The organism is Hyphomicrobium methylovorum (genome assembly GCF_013626205.1).
In the GTDB taxonomy this organism is placed as follows: Bacteria; Pseudomonadota; Alphaproteobacteria; order Rhizobiales; family Hyphomicrobiaceae; genus Hyphomicrobium_B; species Hyphomicrobium_B methylovorum.
The window spans coordinates 932,737-949,592 of the sequence record NZ_QHJE01000001.1 but is presented as its reverse complement, the minus strand read 5'-3'; the positions used below and the strand labels follow the sequence as shown (position 1 = coordinate 949,592).

Sequence of the window (16,856 nt, the reverse complement as noted above, 5' to 3'; positions counted from 1 at the left end):
CGATGTTCAATCCCGAACGCCCCCCGGAAATCATTGCGTCGCGCTGGTTGAACTCAGACAGCAAGAGAACGCTTAAAGAAGAGAAGGGCAAAGTCGTCTTTGTGACGGTCTGCCAACTCGAATGCCCCGGCTCGCAGAAATATGGCCTGCCACAAGCTATGCGCTTGCGCCGCGCCTTCGCCGAGGACGAGGTTGCGGTTTTCGGCCTGCATATGGCTTTCGAAAAATTCGCTGAGCAAACACCGGAAAAAATCGAAGCCTATCTCCAGGAGAACGGCATCACGATTCCCGTAGCGCTCGACAAGGCTGACGGCGAAAAGCTTCCCGAAACGATGAAAGCCTATGAATTGCAGGGTACGCCCGCAATTTTGCTGTTCGACCGCCAGGGTCGTCTTCGTCGCCATTATCTCGGAGCGGTCGACGATCTTCGCATAGGCGCCGAGGTCATGGCGTTGCTGATCGAGGACAAGGATAGCCCACGCGAGATGTCGATTGCGATCGAGCGCAAGCTCGGGGCCGCGCTGATTGACCCCCAAGAACATCAGCACGAACACGGTGACGATTGCGGCTGCGGACACGATCACAGCCACGACCATCATGACCACGGACACGATCACGGTGAACCGGGCCATGTGCACGGTCCGGATTGCAAACACTGAGCTGACATGGCGAAGCCCGGCGCGGACGAGACCAAAGGCGGAAAGGCGGCTCCTGCGGATGCGCCGAAAGGCGATCAGCGTCCGGGCACCGGGCTTACCCGCAAGGAACGCCAGCAGGTTCGCGAGTCCGTTCGTCATCGCCCGGCGGTCGTCTACGAGATTATTCGCATTCAGGGCGAGATCGAACTTCGCCGCCCTATGTCCGCACTCTGGTGGTCGGGCGTCGCGGCCGGCATATCGATCGGGTTTTCATTCCTGACGGAAGCGGCACTGGCGGCTCATCTTCCCGCTTCCGAGTGGAGCACGCTCGTCGCGAAGCTCGGCTACGCGGTCGGCTTCCTCATCGTCATCCTCGGACATCAGCAGCTCTTCACCGAAAACGTGCTGACCGCTGTTCTTCCTGTCATCGCCCGCAAGCAGCTATTCTGGTTTTTGAAAATGCTGCGTCTTTGGGGACTGGTGCTCGCGGCCAATCTTACGGGCTGTCTCATCTTCGCGCTGGCGCTTGCGTGGCTCCCCATCGTTCCACCAGACGTCGGTCGCGCGCTGATGGAAATTGTCGACAACGTCATGCGCAATACGCCGTTAGAGATGTTCGCCAGGGGCATCGGATCGGGCTGGCTGATCGCCGCGCTGGTCTGGATACTCTCCGCGACCGCTGGCGTTGAGTTCATCGTCATCACGTTATTGACGTACCTGATTGCGCTGTTCGGCTTCACCCATATCGTGGCGGGCAGCGTCGAAATGCTCTACGCGCTGCTTCAACACCAGATCACCTGGGACATGGCGATATTCGGATTTTTCCTGCCGACCCTGGCCGGAAACGTGTTCGGCGGCACGGTCCTGTTCTCGGTGCTGAGCTACGCACAGGTGCGCGAAGAAATTTACGCCGATCCTGACGCCTAAGCCCTGCACGGCTTTGTCACCAGCCGCGAATCGCGCTTTTCTCCGCCCTACAAGTCGAGGGAGAGGCGGAGATGGTCGAACGGTCGAGCAAGCGCGGAAAGAAGGCGCCACCTGTCGGTCGCCGCGCGCAAAGCGCAGGCAAGGAGTCCTCGCCGTCGCCGCAGGTCATCGCTCTGGTGTACGATTTCGATGGCACGCTCTCGCCGAAGCCCATGCAGGAATATGCCTTCCTGCCAAAGCTCGGCATTGAGCCGAAAGAGTTTTGGGCCGAGTGCACACGGGTGTCCAAGGCCGAGCGCGCGGACGCGCTGATTACCTACATGCATTTGCTCTACAAGAAGGCGAAGCAGCTCGATGTTCGCATCGACCGCGCTGACCTCGTCGCGCAGGGAAAGCATGTCGAACTCTATCCCGGCGTCGAAGGCTGGTTCGATGCGATGCACGCCTACGTGCACAAACGCCCCGGCGGCGCGGGCATTGAAGTTCGCCATTATCTCGTTTCGTCGGGCCTCGTCGAAATCATCGAAGGCACGAAAATCTACAAGCATTTCTCCAACGTATTTGCGAGCGAGTACTGGTTCGAAGCCTACGACCTTCCGTTTCCGAAGCGCGTCATCTCCGATACCGGCAAGACGCAATATCTCTTTCGCATCAACAAAGGCATCGAGGATCTGGGCGAGAGCATCAATGCCCACATGCCGGAAAGCAAACGGCCGATCCCGTTTTCGAATTTCATCTATTTCGGCGATGGAGATACGGACGTGCCCAGCATGGCCTTGCTGAAGAAGAACGGCGGCCACGCGGTCGCCGTTCATGAACCCGGCGAGAGCGATGCAAAGTGCGTGGAGCTGTTCAAGGCCGGACGCTGCGATTTCTACGCTGGCGCCGATTACCGCAAAGGTTCGGACCTGTTCAGGCGCACGACACTTCTCCTTGATCGGATCATCGCCGACATTCGTGTGAAGGAAGAAGTTAAGGCATTGGGCTGATGCAACTCATTCAAAATACTTCAATTCGAATGGCCCTTGAAAGGAATTGTTTGCGAGAACGGCGCTCCATTCCCAATATGCGTTTGTGTTAAATTAGGATCGCCAGTGAACGATGGGCGTCGGATCGACTGCATCCGCGTCCGGCTCGATCGGTGAATTGATACCCCGTCGAGCAGAAGCCGAGGATAAGGAGAGCGCCATGCCCGCATCTGTATCCAAACAATCCGTCGCTTCGCACAGGCTTCGTGTCATCGGCGTTATGACGGCTGTCGTGGTCGCTGCCGCGATTTTGATGTCGATCCGCGCCCACGCCGAATCCGATCCGCACGCAAACTGCAAAACGCCGTCGCGCGTCGAAGCCATGCAGCTCTTAAACCTCTGGAAAACCGGCGTCGCAACATCGACCGCTGTTCGCGTCGCGGCCTTCTACGCCGAAGACGGCACACTGGTGCCCAGCAAGGACAGCACGCCGCTGAAGGGCAAACAGGCGATCCAGACGTATTACGACGGATTTCTGCCGCGCCATCCGCAAGTGAAGTTTGTGTCTAGCAATGTCACGCCAGGCTGCAACTCGGCGAAAATCGACGGCATCGTTTTTTATCGCGTCACGGGCGAGCGCAAGGGAACGCGCAGTCTGCTCGGCGGCCGTTACAACATCGAGTTTGCGTTCCGCAATAATATCTGGGTGATCGTCAATCACTCGCTCGCGGCTAACCCGCGCAAACTCGGTGAACCGATCGCCTCCGCTGACGTGAACTGAAGCTAGCGTTGCTGTTGCGCGTGCTGCGGACTTGCCGTTTCGAACTCGTTTTCGACGAAAGCATATTTCGCCATGCGTTCGCGCGCTTCGATCTGGCGCGCCTCGTTGATCTCGCCCTTTGTGTCCGCTTCGATCAGCGCCGACATCGCGACATCGTAATGCCGCTGGGTGTACGAGATCAGCACGAGGTCAATTCCGGCGTTGACTGCTTTGACAACCGCACCGCCCAATCCTTCGGGAGATTTCGTAACGGCGCCCATGCTGAAGTCGTCGGTAACGAGTAGCGCATCTTTCTTGTCGCTCGGACGCAGCACTGAATTGATAACGGTATCTGAGAAAGACGCAGGCGTCGTGCCGTCAATCGCTTTGACGCGCACATGGCCAACCATGGTCGCAACGCCGGGCTGGCCCATCAGTCGCCGGAAGGGCACCCAGTCAGTCAGTTCAAGTTGCGCTTCTTTCGCGGTCACGTCAGCGGCATCGACGTGCGTGTCGCGCGGCACGCGGCCGAGTCCCGGAAAGTGCTTGAGCGTGCAAATGATGTTGTATTTCGTCAGCGTATCGCAATACCAACCGGCAACGTCGGCGACGACGTAAGGATCAGCGGAAATTGCGCGCCAGTAGAGCCGCGTTTCGCCATCCTTCCGGCTCGCAGGCCCGAGGCGCAGATCGACGACGGGGCCGAAATTCATCGTGACGCCGAGGCGTTCGAGTTCCTGGCCCTGCGTTTCAGCATAGTCGCGCACGGCGGTTTCGAGGTCTTCGCCCTTCTTCAATTTTCCAACGAGCGTGCCGAGCGAGGGCTGCAGCTTCAGCGGCGGAGAGAGGCGCGATACGTATCCACCTTCCTGATCGGCCGCGACCAGCAAGCGCGGCAGCCCTTGCGCTTTGCGGATGTCTTGAAGATCCCGAATGTCCTTCGCGATGTCCGCAGCCTTCCGGCCGCGCACATTATGATCGGTGATGAAGATACCCGCGACGGCACGCTTCTCGACGAGTGTGCGAACTTCCGCGAAGCTTTCAAAGCCGACCATCAACCGGCGCCCGAGACGTTCGAGACGCGCCGGATCGCTTTCCAGAATTTCCGCGCGTGTCAAAAGTTTCTCAGGACGCTTGGGGGGCGGCGGCTCGCCAAGCGTTATATTAGGCGTGGCGGCCGTTTCCTTCGCAGCGGCGGGAGCCTTCGCTTTCGATTTCTTGCGTACGATCTTGCGATGAGCACGACGCGTATGACCGGCGTTGGCCGCATGACCGCGATACGCGCGTGCACCGGCAGACTCGGACGGCACCGCAATGTAAGTTGCCGCAAAGCCAAGGAACGCGAGCACGGGCAGAACGCTACGAATCATGGTCTCCGAGATTAGCTTGCCTAGCGTCCTAATCGAGCGGAAGAACTGGTTTACGCGCCGCTTTTTATCGGCGTCCTTACCGGCGTCTTACAATTAATAAATCCTGACGGGAAAATAGCGCTGCACCAGCTCTTCGAAACGTCCCGACGCCCTTACGCGATCCAGCGCCTTATTGAGCAACAGCCGCATCCCCGGATCGTCCCTTGAGACGGCGATCGCGATACCGTTGCCAAAGAACTTCGGCTCAAGAAAAGGCCCACCGCGCATTTCGCAGCATTGCCGCGAGAGCGTTCCGTTAAGCCAGAAAGCGAGGGATATGCCGTCGTCGAATAGGAAATCGACCTTCCCGGCCGCCAGCGCCTCGCGGGCAAGGTCGGCGTTCTCATAAATGGCCAACGGGCTGTCGCGAAAGAATGTCTTGAGGTAGGCCTCGTGTGCGCTGCCGCGGGCCACTGCGATCCGTTTACCGTCGAGGCCGCCCGGAGTCATTTCGACTTTCTGGGTCTCTTTTCGGCCTGCGAAACGGCCCGGCGTATGAAAATAGCGGTCGGTAAAGGCAACATTCGAAAGCGCTGCCGCCGTCACGCGGTGCCCTGCAATCACAGCATCAGCTTCGCCGTTCTTAAGGCCAGTGAATAGCTCTTCCCACGGCCGCGCTTTGATATCGCAAGACGTGCTGAGTTCGAGGCAGATAGCGCGCGCCAGATCGACGTTGAAGCCGACCAGCACACCGTCTTCGTCGTAAAAGTCGAACGGCGGAAAATCGCTGTCGGTCAGAAATCGAATGACCACGCGCCGCGGAGCAACATCGGTTTGCTGCGTTGCGGCCTGCCCAGGCAAAGCTGCAGACGGCGCTGTCGCCTGTGCGTGAACAGGACGAGCATCGAAGAACCCGCCAAGTCCGGCGATCATCAGTATGAGAAATCTTGCGAGGTTCAGATGCAAGTGCGTCTCTCGAGTCGAAAGTGGCCGCCGGAAAATTATCGCGACCGTGTTTAGTTCCGTTGCCCGGCGGAATCCAGAGCATATACTCCTTGTTGGCCGAACCGGGGTGGCCGAAGCGGGGGGCCGCCAAAAGAATGCTGGGAAAACCATTCGACCCGCCGAACCAACGGCGAGCGACGGAAGCACGTAACCACACGACGCCTCGACACCCTCAGCCATCCTTCCAAAGGTCGATTGGGCAACTCGATCGCGCTGTAAACGATCTACGGCGGCGCGCACCGGACTTTTCCGCCGCAAGCCCGCCTCCCTTCTGGCAGCGCATCGTGTTGCTTTTCTGGCTTGCTGCGCTGACGGCAGGGATTGTTTTGCTCGAGGAGTATGGGTTGTTCGCGTGGGCCGTCACGCTCACACTACCCTTCTTCGCCGTCGCAGCCATCCGCGCCGCCGCGCTGTGGTACGTTTTGCGGAACCCGGCGGGACGGTCCGTCCCCGCCATCGATCGAAGTTACGACGACAGGCTGCCGAGTTTTTCGGTCCTCGTCCCACTCTATCAAGAGGATGAGGTCATTCCCGATCTGGTGCGGGCGATGGCGCGGCTCGACTATGCGCCGGACCGGCTCGAAATCCTGTTCATCACTGAGGTCGCAGACGCCCCAACCAGGCATGCGCTGAAGCAAGCGGGCCTCAGCCGCAACATGCGCATCGTTACGGTTCCTCACGGACAACCGAAAACAAAGCCTCGCGCGCTGAACTATGCGCTGCAGGATGCGCGCGGAACCATCGTGTCGATCTTCGATGCCGAGGATATCCCAGACTCGAACCAGCTTCGACGCGCGGCGGAAGCTTTCGTCGAAGGTGGTCCCCATCTAGCCTGCGTGCAGGCGCGTCTCACGATCTACAATTCGGAGCGCTCGTTCTTCACCCGGCAGTTCGCTTTGGAATACACCGCGCTCTTCTGCGGCATCCTCCCCGCACTCGCCAGATTTCGGCTGCCAATTCCGCTCGGAGGCACATCCAATCACTTTCGCCGAGACCTTCTTTTGAAATGCGGCGGCTGGGATCCCTTCAACGTCACCGAGGATGCCGATCTCGGCATCCGCCTGGCGCGCCTCGGCTACGAAGTCTCGACCATCCAATCCGAAACGCGCGAAGAGGCGCCCGCCCGCTGGCGCGATTGGACCGGCCAGCGCACGCGTTGGATCAAAGGCTGGATGCAGACGTATCTCGTCCACATGCGCCATCCGCTTCGGCTCTGGTATGACCTTGGCGCATGGGGCTTCGTCGGATTTCAGATCATGATCGGCGGCATGATCCTGTCGATCCTTGTTCACCCGTGGGTTTATGTCTGGCTGACCGTAGGCGCGGTGACAGGGCAGTCGCTTCTTCCCGACGAACCCCTGTTGCGGCAGCTTTGCCTTTTGAACTTAACGGTCGGCTACGGTGCCGCAATCCTTCTGACACTCGTCACGGCGTATCGTCAGAAGCGTGCCGGATCGCTGCTGTCGGTCCTATGGCTGCCGGTCTACTGGCTTGCCATTTCATATGCAGCCTACCGCGCGGTGTTCGATTTGATCCGGCGGCCGTTCTATTGGGAAAAAACCAAACACGGTGAGAGCGCGGGCAATTGAAGAGCCGCGCCGACGTCTCAGGGCTTCCTGCCGAACGCCTTACGAAGCTCCTGCTTCGCATTGTCCAGAGTCCGCAGGCGGGCCTCCGACAGGTTCTTTCCGGCGCGATTGATGTAGAACGTCAGCATCGACATCGCCGACTGGAATGGTGTCCCCTTGCGTCGTTTACTCTTCTCGGCAGACCTTTTGAGCGACTTGGCGATGTCTGCCGCACTCCGCTTCTTGAACACGGCGTCTTCCAAATCCATCGCATCGCTATTTTCGGTAACGTCGGCTGACCAATATTTTTTGGCGTGCTGCTGCGACTTGGATGCATGACTCGAGTCATGTCCGGCGCGCTTCCGATTGCTAGGTGTTGGTTTCATGAGCGTTTTTAGAAACCCGTATGAAACGGCTTCAATTTGAAGCCAACGGTTCAGCCGCGCACGCGGTTCCGAAGTCCAGCCGGCCTGGAACCATGCCGCATCAGTTTTGTTCCCTGAATGGACGCAAATAAGTGCCGGGTGAATCGCCATGCAAAGGGCTCTCCAATCCTTCCTGAATAGCTGCATTAAGCATGGCACGCTGACTATGGAATTTCCCGGCGGGTGGCAGGTTTCAGCAGGCGACGGATCGGAACCGAAACTGCGCGTCTTGATGGCTGACAAGCGTGCCGCGGCTCAGCTCCTTTTGAATCCCGAGCTGGCGTTTGGCGAACTGTTCATGGACGGCCGATTGCAGGTTCTGAACGGCACTATTTATGATCTGCTCGATCTACTCGGCCGCAATCTTCCACACATGATGCCGCCGCAGGTTGGCCGCGTCCGGCACGCGTTGAGATCGGCGCTCAAAGGATTGACGTGGCGCAACTCCGCGCGTCGTTCCCGTCAGAACGTCCATCATCACTACGACATAGATGACCGCATCTATGCGCTCTTTCTCGATTCAGACCGCCAGTACTCTTGCGGATACTTCGAGTCCGCTCGCTCTTCGCTGGAAGAAGCGCAACTCGCGAAGAAGCGCCATATCGCGGCCAAGCTTCTCGTCCCGCCCGACGCAACGGTCCTGGACATCGGCTGCGGGTGGGGCGGTATGGCGCTCTATCTGTCGGAGTTGTGCAACGCAGACGTCACTGGCCTCACGCTCTCCGGCGAACAGTTGAAAGTCGCCAAAGGCCGAGCGGAAATGAAACATCTCGACAGTCACGTTCATTTCCGGTTGCAGGATTACCGTGCGCTTGAGGGCGCGTTCGACCGAGTGGTCTCCGTTGGAATGTTCGAGCATGTCGGCCGGAAGGACTTCGCGACGTTCTTCAATGTCGTTCGCCGAAGCCTGAAGGACGACGGCATTGCCCTGCTGCATTCAATTGGCCGCCTGGACGGCAAAAGCCCCACCAATCCGTGGTTCGAAAAATACATATTTCCCGGCAGCTACCTGCCGTCGCTCGCCGAAATCTTACCGGCCATCGAGCAGTCCGGACTGATCGTAACGGACATCGAGATCTTGCGACTTCACTACGCCGACACGCTGGCAGCTTGGCGTCAAAAGTTCATAAGCCACCGGGCCGACGCCGCCGTAGCTTTAGGAGAACGCTTCTGCCGCATGTGGGAATTCTATCTCGCCGCCGCTGAAGCAGGGTTCCGGTACGGCGGATTGGTCGTGTTCCAAATTCAGCTGGCAAAGGAATTGACCACGGTGCCGCGCACCCGCGCGTACATTGCGCGGGAAGAGGAAAGGCTACGTCAGTTCGAGCAGGCTTCCGTCTCGCGCGCTATGGCGGCGGAATAAGCGAGAAACGCACGCTCCCGGAACGCCATGGTGCTGTAATGCGACGGCTCGGTCAAAACCGTTTCGCTTATCCAGGCTATCGGATCATCGCCAACCCAATGCCGAGGATAATCGCCATCGTCGAGACGACGACAATGGCAATCAGCGCAATAAAAAAATGATATCCGTCAGAGCCATCATTCGCTGATGGGCCGACGCGTCTGTTTGAAGCTTTTAGAGTACGCATAGTTTATCATCGTTCCAGTCTGCGTGAACATCTGCAAACTCGGAACGCGACCGGGAGTTCCCTAAGCTATTTTACGAAGAAAAAATAAAGCAGCAAAAGCACTGCGAGAATATGTGCGGCGAAGATAAATCCTGTTCGCACGAAGCCGTGATAAGTGTCGAGATGGTTCTGATACTCAGCGGCAGACAAATGATCGGCCGGGTCATCGGCCATTGCGTATCCGTGGTCGGTGGGCGTCGTAGAATATGCCATGATCGCCTCCATATTTGCTTGTTATAATCTAATGTCCCCTCGTTCGGCGTCGTTCCATAGAAGCGGCATTGCATACGTCCAGCGCGTACCGCCCCGTGGAATTATAGCCGAAACTCGTTCGGAGGTGATTGCGTTTTGCTCATGCCTCCCGATCTATGAATCGATGTCTGCCGGGCCCAAGACATGGGTCCGATGGGTTGCCAAACCGATTTTGCATTAAAGGTTTTTATTATGGGAATTGCCGCGCTGGCATCTGAGTTACTTGAACTTGCCACCAAACTTCATCGGCTTATTCCTCCTCGACCCGGCGAAACCCAAAAAGTCGAACAGTTGCGCGAACGCCGATTTCGCGAACTCCTTAAGCACGCTGCCGCCAAGTCTCCGTTTTACCAGCGAAGGTTTGCGGGCCTCGATCTCGAGACTTGCGCGCTCTCCGATTTGCCGGTTCTCACCAAGGCTGAGATGATGGCAAATCTCGACGACGTTTTTACGGACCGTGCGCTGAAGCGTGTCGATCTCGAGAATTTCATGGCCGACCACGCCAACATCGGCGTGTACTATCAGGGCAAATACGCGCCGTGCCATACGTCTGGAAGTCAGGGTCAGCCCGCGATCGTCGTGCAGGACAAGCACGCGATCTTCACCAGCTTCGCCGCTCAGTTCGCACGCGGCAACAAGATCAAGCGCCGCTTTCTCCCGCATATCGGCAGGCTCGTTAATCCGGCGCGCATGGTCGTCATCACCCAGCGGCCGGGCTTCTATCCAAGCAGTACGTTCTTCAACTACTTTCCCCGAGTCGCGCGCCCGTACATCGAGGTGCAACAGCTTTCTGTTTTCGACCCGCCGGATGAAATCGCGCGCCGCCTGAACGAATTCCAACCGACCTTCATCACCGGCTACACCAGTTCGCTGGAATACCTGGCGCGCGAAGAGGAAACCGGAAAGCTGCAGCTTAAGGCTGGCGGAAAACTCGAGCAGATGAACTCGATGAGTGAGCCCTTGCCCGAGGCAACGGCCGCGCGCTTAGAGAAGACGTTCGGCGTCCATGTCACGAACAGCTACAGCATGGCCGAGTGCATGGCGTTGAGTTGCGGTTGCCCGGTTCGCCGCGGCAGCCACCTCAACACGGACCTCGCAATTCTGGAAGTCGTCGATTCCGAATATCGTCCCGTGCCACCCGGCACGCCGGGCAGCAAAGTTCTGGTGACGAACCTCTACAATCTCGTGCAGCCCATCATCCGTTACGAGATTGACGACATCGTCACGATGAGTCCCGAGCCGTGCGGCTGTGGCAACGCGTTGCCGCTTGTTGCGTCTGTCGCCGGGCGCGCCAAGGATCAGCTTTGGATAGAAATGGATGGTCGGGTCCGTGACTTGCCGATCTACGTTTTTCTCGCAGCCCTGGACGGAGATCCGAACATTGGCGAGCATCAGGTTCTACAAACGGGCCTCAACGCGTTTCGCCTCTGCGCGGCGCCTCAGCCCGGAAAAACCCTGAGCGCAGAACATATAAAATCACTCGTGCAGGATTCGCTTCAGGCCGAAGGTCTCGGCGGTGTCATCGATCTTGAAATTGAGATCGTAGATCGCATCCTGCCGGACAATGCTGGCAAAGTGCGGCGCGCTAAAAACCTTTTCGGCCCGCCGCCATCCGAAATCCCGCCAAATGCGGAACGCGTCATCGCCTGAGCAGCCCCGCGCATCTAAGCCGGAACAGGGCGCGTCTTCAGGTCGTTTCTCTTACTCTGAGAGTCGAGAGGATAACGCGATGAAAGCCGTATTGTTTGCCGTTGCCGTGACCGCTGCGTGTCTCTCACCAGCGGCTGCCGAAACCAACACTGGTCCGTCAACGCCGGAACGTCCATCCAGCGTCACTCCGCAGCAGATGGAGAAGCCGGCGGGCGGTCCATCGGAAGGCACCGTACCGCGCCCCAATCAGCCTGCAACGCAGCCGTCAGCACCGGGAATCGACGCGACTGCCAAAGGTTCGGGACCGGATGGAATGGCCGGACCGCACAACCCAGTGCCGCATCCGGAAATAAATGGCACGACGCCGTAGTCAGCGTCGTGCCAGCATTGTTGGGGGGAGTTGCTTTAATTATTCAGCCGCAGCTTTGCCTTGTGAAGCCTCGCCGACGGCATCCAGCGCCCGCGCCGAATAAACGAGAGCGGCGCCGGTGTTCATCGCAATCGCGACACCCAGAGCTTCCGCAATTTCTTCTCGCGTTGCTCCATTCTCAACCGCCTTCTGCGAGTGCACCGAAATGCAACCGTCGCAGCGCGTCGTCACGGCAACGGCAAGTGAAATCAACTGGCGGGTTTTCTCATCGAGATGTGCAGTCTTTGCACCCGCGCCGCTTGCCATCAGATATCCTCCGACCGAGTCCGGCGAAAGCTTTCCAAGCTCTCCGACGCGAGCCATGAGATCATTGCGATAGTTGCCCCAGTTCATCATCGACATTTGGATATCCTCCATTTTTCGTTGTTTTAAGTGGGTTGAAGTTTCCGGACAGGTCGCATCCGAAAGAGGTGCCTGCCTTCTAGTTGGTAGGTTTGCGAGACAAAGAATTCACTTCGTCATATTCTCCACCGCCTGCCGGAAAGCGGGCTTGATGATTGTTGGATCTTTCAGAGCCCACGCAACGACGCATGCGCCCTGCAGTGTGCTCAGCAAAAGCAGCGCGCACTTACGCGGGGAAGAGCTCAAGCGCACGTCGTTCCGCGCGACGCCGTCGCGCAAAATCGCTTCAAGCCAATCCGCATGTATCTCGAAAAAGGTTTTCACGCGCTTCTGCATGGACGTCGGCAGATAGGCGACGTCCGCGGCGAGCGCACCGCAAAGTGGCATCAAACCATCACGAAGGCTCACAGCGAAGAAATCGCCGTAGCTCAGAAGCTTGCTCTTGGTGTCTGTGCGCTTCGTAGCCAGCGCGTCGAGTTCCGCCGTGAAGCGCTCAAGATACGTATCGACCAGCACAACACCAAGAAGTTCCTTGGTCGGGAAATGATGATGGATACTGGCCTTCCGGATGCCAATGCGATCCGAGAGATCGGCATAGCTGAACGCGGCGTAGCCCTTCGTCCGGATCAAAATCTCGGCTTCAGCAAGCAGCGCAGACTTCGTTTCGGTTTGTGCCATGGGGCCGAGTGTACCTACCAGTAGGTAGGGCGTCAAACACAATGATTCGCGACGCGCTTCGTGAACGCGGTTCTGGATCGCGAGCGAGCGTGATGAACGGACTATTGGGAAAGGAAAATATTGGAGCGGGCGAAGGGAATCGAACCCTCGTATGCAGCTTGGGAAGCTGCCGTTCTACCATTGAACTACGCCCGCATCGGCTATGCGTTGGCGTTCTGCCATGTTTGTCAGCGCGTGCAAAGGGGGCAGAAGCCGCGTCAGGTGACTGGCGAAAGGGGCATTCGAGGCGCTTCGGCTTGGCGAGAGCATTTCCGCCAGCCAGCTTGTGCTGCTATAATCGCTTCGTGCCGGTTCGTGAATCGAACTGCGCCGACGCTGCCTACGCCTCGGGGGACGTTTCAATGAAGAACCAGAAGCTTTTCTCGCTACTTGCGGCGCTTGCCGTTTTGGTCGCGGGCATGCCGGCTGGCTCGGTCTTCGCGGGCGACATCGATCCCACTTTGAGCCCGCCCCCCAGCGGGAAGACGCTCGATACCTCTCTTCCGCCGCAGACCTCGACCTACGATGCGGCTAAGCGAGTCGAAGACCTTGAAGCGTCCCGCGCAGAAGTTGACGGCAAGTCGAAGTCGCCGATCAGCCTCAGCGTCACCGGTTGGGTCGGATATCAGGTTATGGTCGGAAAATAACGGCCGGGCGCGATTCGAAGAACCCGCCCAGGCCGTCATAAGTTCGAACGCGGCTTAGAGCTGCTTGCTCGCCAGCAGATCGCGAATTTCCTTGAGATAGACTTCAGTCGGCGAGGGCGGCGGCGGGGTTGCTGCAACCTTCGGCCGCTGCAATCGATTGACGGTCTTCACGAGCAGGAAGATCGCAACCGCGGTGATCAGGAACTTGATGAGGGCGTTGAGAAACACACCATACTTGATGAGAACCGGATCCGTTGGCGTCGGGATAGATACCGCCAAGTTCGAGAAATCGACGCCAGCCAACAGATAGCCGATCGGCGGCATCACGATGTTATCGACGAGTGACGAGACGATCGGCGCGAAGGCCGCGCCCATAATGACGCCGACCGCAAGATCGATAACGCTGCCGCGCATCGCGAATTCTCTGAATTCGTCGACTATTTTCATCCCAATGATCCCTTCGAAGTTGGTTCCACCGTTCCGGTCTGCCGTCTGAGCCAAACCGGGCTTTCCCCGATACCGCAATGTTACGTTGATGAGCTGATTCGTTATGCGAACGCCCTGAAAAACGGTCTGGAAAAATCACCACAGACGCCACAATCGTAAGGGAAAAACGTAATTCGGACAACGCCGTGCCATAGGCCTATTAAATGGGCTCGACGTTGGACAAAACGGGGCCGCGCCGCGCATAGTCCGGCGGGGGCGCTTAGGCGCGGGGAAGCAGGGGAGGGACGATGATCGAACGGAAAGAACGCAAGCCCTATTGGCGTCATACCAAGTGGCAGGTGCTTGCAAGCCTCATCCCGTTTCTGGCAATGGTCGTGGTGCTTCCGCTTTACGCCGAACAATTGAATCGAAACCGCTTTCTTGGCTTCCCACTAGGTTACTTCCTTGCCGCGCACGGCTTCTTCGTCATAGCCGTCATTACCGTTGCCAGCTACGTCAACCGGCAGAACGCCATCGACCATTGGCACGGCGCTCACGAGGACATGTAAGGACAACGCATGGCCTTCAGCACGCGCGCGAGATTGGTCAATCCGCGTCTCGGAATCTATTTCAGCATCTTTGCGGCGCTGTTCACCGCGCTGTTCCTGCTCGTCCTGACGTTCGAGCAGTTGGACGTCAGTGAAGCGACGCTGCGGCTGCTGTTCTTCGCAGTGCCGATCGCAATCTACGCGATCATCGGCATCTCGGTGTCATCGAATGATACGCTGAATTATTTCGCCGCCGGGCGTCGCGTCCCCGCCGCGTACACCGGTCTGCTGCTCGCCACATCTGCACTCGGCGCGACGCTCGTGGTCGCGGGAACAGGAGCATTCTTCTTCGCTGGCTTCGACGCGCTCGTAATCATGCTCGGCACCTTGACGGGCTTCGTCGTCATGGCGATTGCGCTTGCACCATTCTACAGGAAGTTCGGAGCCTACACTGTGCCGAGCTATCTCGGCCGTCGTTTCGATAGCCGTCCGCTGCGCATTGCCGCGGCGGGCTTCGTCGCCGTTCCAATGCTCCTCGTACTCGCGGCGGAGCTGCGTATGGGGGCAGTCGTCGCCGGTCATCTGATCAATGCCAATCCGAATTTGATCATCTTAATGCTGGCCTTGAGCGTCGCGATAACGACGGTTGGCGGCGGCAAGCGCTCATTCACCTGGGCCGGTGTTGCGCAATCACTCGCGCTGTTTCTCGCGCTTCTTTCAGTGGCAACGGCCGTCAGCGTGATGATCACGAGCTTGCCTGTCCCGCAGCTCGCGAACGGTCCGATGGTGCGCAATCTGGTGCGCAACGAAGTGAGCGAAGGCTTACAACTTGTCGCCGCCTGGCCGATGGCGTTCGAGCTGCCGGGCGAAGGCTTTGCCGCGCTGACGAAACCTTACACGCAACCCTTCGGCGCTATCGGCCCACTTGGCTTTGCGCTCGGCACGTTCGCGATTGCAACGGGCATCGCCGCCGCGCCGTGGCTATTGCCGCGAGTGGCCGCTTGCCCGAGCGTCTACGAAGCGCGCAAGGCGCTCGGCTGGACGACAGTGTTCGCAGGCCTCGCATTGCTGACCATTTCATCCGTCGCAGTATTTATGCGCGACTTCGCGCTTGAGACAGTGATGAGTGATCGTCTCGGACCACTTCCCAAATGGCTGTTCGATGCTGCAGCAAGCCATTTCGTTACCTTCGATCAAACGGCGAGCCGCATCGGGTTCAGCGCGCTGCAATTCGACCGCGACGCTGTACTGTTCGTGCTTCCGGGTGCCACCGGCCTGCCGCATGCGTTCACTTTTCTTCTTCTTGCAGGCGCACTCGCAGGAGCACTTGTCACCGCCGGGGCAACCATCGCGTCACTCTCGGCAGTGTTGGGAGAGGATGTCGTGCAGGGGATGTCGTGGGAACCGGCAGCGCCGCATGCCAGAGTTTGGATGTCGCGCATCTTCGTCGGCGTCGTCGCTCTCTGCGGCGCGGCCCTGACGATCGTCGCGCCGACCGACCCCTTGCGCCTCGTTCTGTGGGCGCTGTCGATAACCGGCGCGAGCATGTTTCCGGTCTTGATTCTATCTGTCTGGTGGAAACGGCTCACGGCAAATGGCGCGCTCGCTGGCGTCATCGCTGGATTTGTCGCCGCCGCGCTGGCGATTCTCTTGAGTGAATCCGGAGCCATCGGTGTCGCGACACCAATCACCGGTATCCTCGGCCTGCCCGTATCGCTGGCAGCCGCTATAGGTCTCAGCATTCTGAGACCGGAGATGTCGCGCCACCTACTGGAGATCGTGCGCGACATCCGCGTTCCGGGCGGCGAGATTATTTACGACCGCGAGATGAAGCGCCTGCAAGTCAGGCAGCACGGGCGCACGCCGCCAACCTGAGTGCGTGCGCGAAACACGCAGGCACTCCGCTACAACGATCCTTTCGGCGGCACCGGGTCAGCCGGTGGCGGTGGGTTGGCTGGTGGCGGTTCGGGCTTGTCGAGATTCTTGATACGGTCTCGGAATTTCTTGTACACGCGCTCCAGATAATCGAGCGCCTGATCGACTTCCTCTTCCGTCGGAATCTGCGCCCGTCCACCCGGCGGTTCCGGCGGCCCCTCAAGCGAACGCAGCCGATCCTTGAGTTCTTTGTTTTCCTGTTCAAGGCGCGCGGTCCCATCGGGCAGCGGCACGGGACTCGTCGCGTCATCGACAGGCCTGCATGTCCAATCTGCGGGGCTCGATCCGGCACACATCGAAACGGCGCCCGTCTCCGTATCGAGACGCAGGAATCCGCCTTCAACGGGAGACATCGTGAAACGACCGGTAGCGCTTCTCATGGGCGCTTCCGCCCACGCGGCGCTCGATAGCCCGACCGCAACAAATGCCGCCGCGCACACTCGTTTCATGTCCATGACGATGTCCTCCGGTATCTGTTCGTCCAGGCTAACGCCGAAGTATGGCAAGTATGCCGAACAGGGGCGCGGCGATCGGAACGCACTTGTACTCCTGAAATGGCGAATCACATCGCGCATCGCAACGCTCGACGGCCGCGAGGGCATTTTCTCCGTTCTGCGGCGCTCTATAAGACACTGAAAGCA

Annotated in this window: 20 protein-coding genes and 1 tRNA gene; 11 read left to right on the top strand and 10 right to left on the bottom strand. The window is 58.8% G+C overall.

The genetic code is table 11. The features are described from left to right. Positions 1-2 precede the first annotated feature (2 nt). The 4 genes from DLM45_RS04770 to DLM45_RS04755 all read left to right on the top strand — a co-directional run bounded on the left by DLM45_RS04770 (position 3) and on the right by DLM45_RS04755 (position 3,314). Positions 3-659, top strand: coding sequence for a TlpA disulfide reductase family protein (locus DLM45_RS04770; protein WP_181335886.1), 657 nt, complete (start codon positions 3-5; stop codon positions 657-659). Between the two features lie 6 nt (positions 660-665). Then, entirely contained in the window at positions 666-1,565 is a 900-nt protein-coding gene (locus tag DLM45_RS04765) for a formate/nitrite transporter family protein (RefSeq protein WP_181335885.1), read from the top strand. A 71-nt stretch (positions 1,566-1,636) separates the two neighbouring features. Beyond that, entirely contained in the window at positions 1,637-2,554 is a 918-nt protein-coding gene (locus tag DLM45_RS04760; protein WP_181335883.1) for an HAD family hydrolase, read from the top strand. 199 nt (positions 2,555-2,753) lie between these two features. After that, entirely contained in the window at positions 2,754-3,314 is a 561-nt protein-coding gene (locus DLM45_RS04755) for a hypothetical protein (protein WP_181335881.1), read from the top strand. A gap of 2 nt (positions 3,315-3,316) precedes the next feature. Here DLM45_RS04755 and DLM45_RS04750 read toward each other — a convergent pair whose 3' ends face one another. Beyond that, entirely contained in the window at positions 3,317-4,663 is a 1,347-nt protein-coding gene (locus DLM45_RS04750) for a glycoside hydrolase family 3 protein (RefSeq protein ID WP_181335880.1), read from the bottom strand. A gap of 93 nt (positions 4,664-4,756) precedes the next feature. Then, positions 4,757-5,575, bottom strand: a complete 819-nt coding sequence (locus DLM45_RS04745) for an ABC transporter substrate-binding protein (RefSeq protein ID WP_181335878.1) — start codon at positions 5,573-5,575, stop codon at positions 4,757-4,759. A 356-nt stretch (positions 5,576-5,931) separates the two neighbouring features. On the opposite strand from DLM45_RS04745, the gene DLM45_RS04740 reads away from it, so the two are divergent. After that, positions 5,932-7,236, top strand: a complete 1,305-nt coding sequence (locus tag DLM45_RS04740) for a glycosyltransferase (protein ID WP_343062237.1) — start codon at positions 5,932-5,934, stop codon at positions 7,234-7,236. A gap of 17 nt (positions 7,237-7,253) precedes the next feature. Here DLM45_RS04740 and DLM45_RS04735 read toward each other — a convergent pair whose 3' ends face one another. Further along, on the bottom strand, positions 7,254-7,601 hold the full coding sequence (locus DLM45_RS04735; RefSeq protein WP_181335874.1) for a DUF3175 domain-containing protein: 348 nt from the start codon (positions 7,599-7,601) through the stop codon (positions 7,254-7,256). Between the two features lie 148 nt (positions 7,602-7,749). Between DLM45_RS04735 and DLM45_RS04730 the strand changes: the two genes are divergently transcribed. Next, complete coding sequence (locus tag DLM45_RS04730; RefSeq protein ID WP_181335872.1) at positions 7,750-9,003, top strand: SAM-dependent methyltransferase; 1,254 nt, start codon at positions 7,750-7,752, stop codon at positions 9,001-9,003. 76 nt (positions 9,004-9,079) lie between these two features. On the opposite strand, the gene DLM45_RS16380 is transcribed toward DLM45_RS04730, so the two are convergent. Together DLM45_RS16380 and DLM45_RS04725 are read right to left on the bottom strand one after the other, a co-directional pair. After that, entirely contained in the window at positions 9,080-9,229 is a 150-nt protein-coding gene (locus DLM45_RS16380) for a hypothetical protein (protein ID WP_210269797.1), read from the bottom strand. A 66-nt stretch (positions 9,230-9,295) separates the two neighbouring features. Further along, on the bottom strand, positions 9,296-9,481 hold the full coding sequence (locus DLM45_RS04725; protein ID WP_181335871.1) for an aa3-type cytochrome c oxidase subunit IV: 186 nt from the start codon (positions 9,479-9,481) through the stop codon (positions 9,296-9,298). 231 nt (positions 9,482-9,712) lie between these two features. On the opposite strand from DLM45_RS04725, the gene DLM45_RS04720 reads away from it, so the two are divergent. Together DLM45_RS04720 and DLM45_RS04715 are read left to right on the top strand one after the other, a co-directional pair. Then, positions 9,713-11,170, top strand: a complete 1,458-nt coding sequence (locus DLM45_RS04720; RefSeq protein WP_181335870.1) for a phenylacetate--CoA ligase family protein — start codon at positions 9,713-9,715, stop codon at positions 11,168-11,170. Between the two features lie 79 nt (positions 11,171-11,249). Further along, positions 11,250-11,540, top strand: coding sequence for a hypothetical protein (locus DLM45_RS04715; protein ID WP_181335868.1), 291 nt, complete (start codon positions 11,250-11,252; stop codon positions 11,538-11,540). A gap of 39 nt (positions 11,541-11,579) precedes the next feature. On the opposite strand, the gene DLM45_RS04710 is transcribed toward DLM45_RS04715, so the two are convergent. The 3 genes from DLM45_RS04710 to DLM45_RS04700 form a co-directional block, all read right to left on the bottom strand. Further along, the gene (locus tag DLM45_RS04710; RefSeq protein ID WP_246317539.1) at positions 11,580-11,936 is read right to left on the bottom strand and encodes a carboxymuconolactone decarboxylase family protein; all 357 of its coding nucleotides are present in this window, start codon (positions 11,934-11,936) and stop codon (positions 11,580-11,582) included. Between the two features lie 114 nt (positions 11,937-12,050). Next, the gene (locus DLM45_RS04705) at positions 12,051-12,620 is read right to left on the bottom strand and encodes a TetR/AcrR family transcriptional regulator (RefSeq protein WP_181335864.1); all 570 of its coding nucleotides are present in this window, start codon (positions 12,618-12,620) and stop codon (positions 12,051-12,053) included. A 121-nt stretch (positions 12,621-12,741) separates the two neighbouring features. Continuing rightward, positions 12,742-12,815, bottom strand: a tRNA-Gly gene (locus DLM45_RS04700). 206 nt (positions 12,816-13,021) lie between these two features. On the opposite strand from DLM45_RS04700, the gene DLM45_RS04695 reads away from it, so the two are divergent. Beyond that, the gene (locus DLM45_RS04695; protein WP_181335863.1) at positions 13,022-13,306 is read left to right on the top strand and encodes a hypothetical protein; all 285 of its coding nucleotides are present in this window, start codon (positions 13,022-13,024) and stop codon (positions 13,304-13,306) included. A gap of 54 nt (positions 13,307-13,360) precedes the next feature. Here DLM45_RS04695 and mscL read toward each other — a convergent pair whose 3' ends face one another. After that, positions 13,361-13,753, bottom strand: a complete 393-nt coding sequence (gene mscL / locus DLM45_RS04690) for a large-conductance mechanosensitive channel protein MscL (protein ID WP_181335861.1) — start codon at positions 13,751-13,753, stop codon at positions 13,361-13,363. 287 nt (positions 13,754-14,040) lie between these two features. On the opposite strand from mscL, the gene DLM45_RS04685 reads away from it, so the two are divergent. Continuing rightward, a complete protein-coding gene (locus DLM45_RS04685) occupies positions 14,041-14,301 on the top strand; it encodes a DUF4212 domain-containing protein (RefSeq protein ID WP_181335859.1) in 261 nt (86 codons plus the stop codon). Positions 14,302-14,310: 9 nt separating this feature from the next. Continuing rightward, the gene (locus tag DLM45_RS04680; protein ID WP_181335857.1) at positions 14,311-16,155 is read left to right on the top strand and encodes a solute symporter family protein; all 1,845 of its coding nucleotides are present in this window, start codon (positions 14,311-14,313) and stop codon (positions 16,153-16,155) included. Positions 16,156-16,184: 29 nt separating this feature from the next. Here the strand turns inward: DLM45_RS04680 and DLM45_RS04675 are convergent, their stop codons facing one another. After that, positions 16,185-16,670: a hypothetical protein gene (locus DLM45_RS04675; protein ID WP_246317158.1), complete on the bottom strand. Its 486-nt coding sequence runs from the start codon at positions 16,668-16,670 to the stop codon at positions 16,185-16,187. Positions 16,671-16,856: the final 186 nt, after the last annotated feature.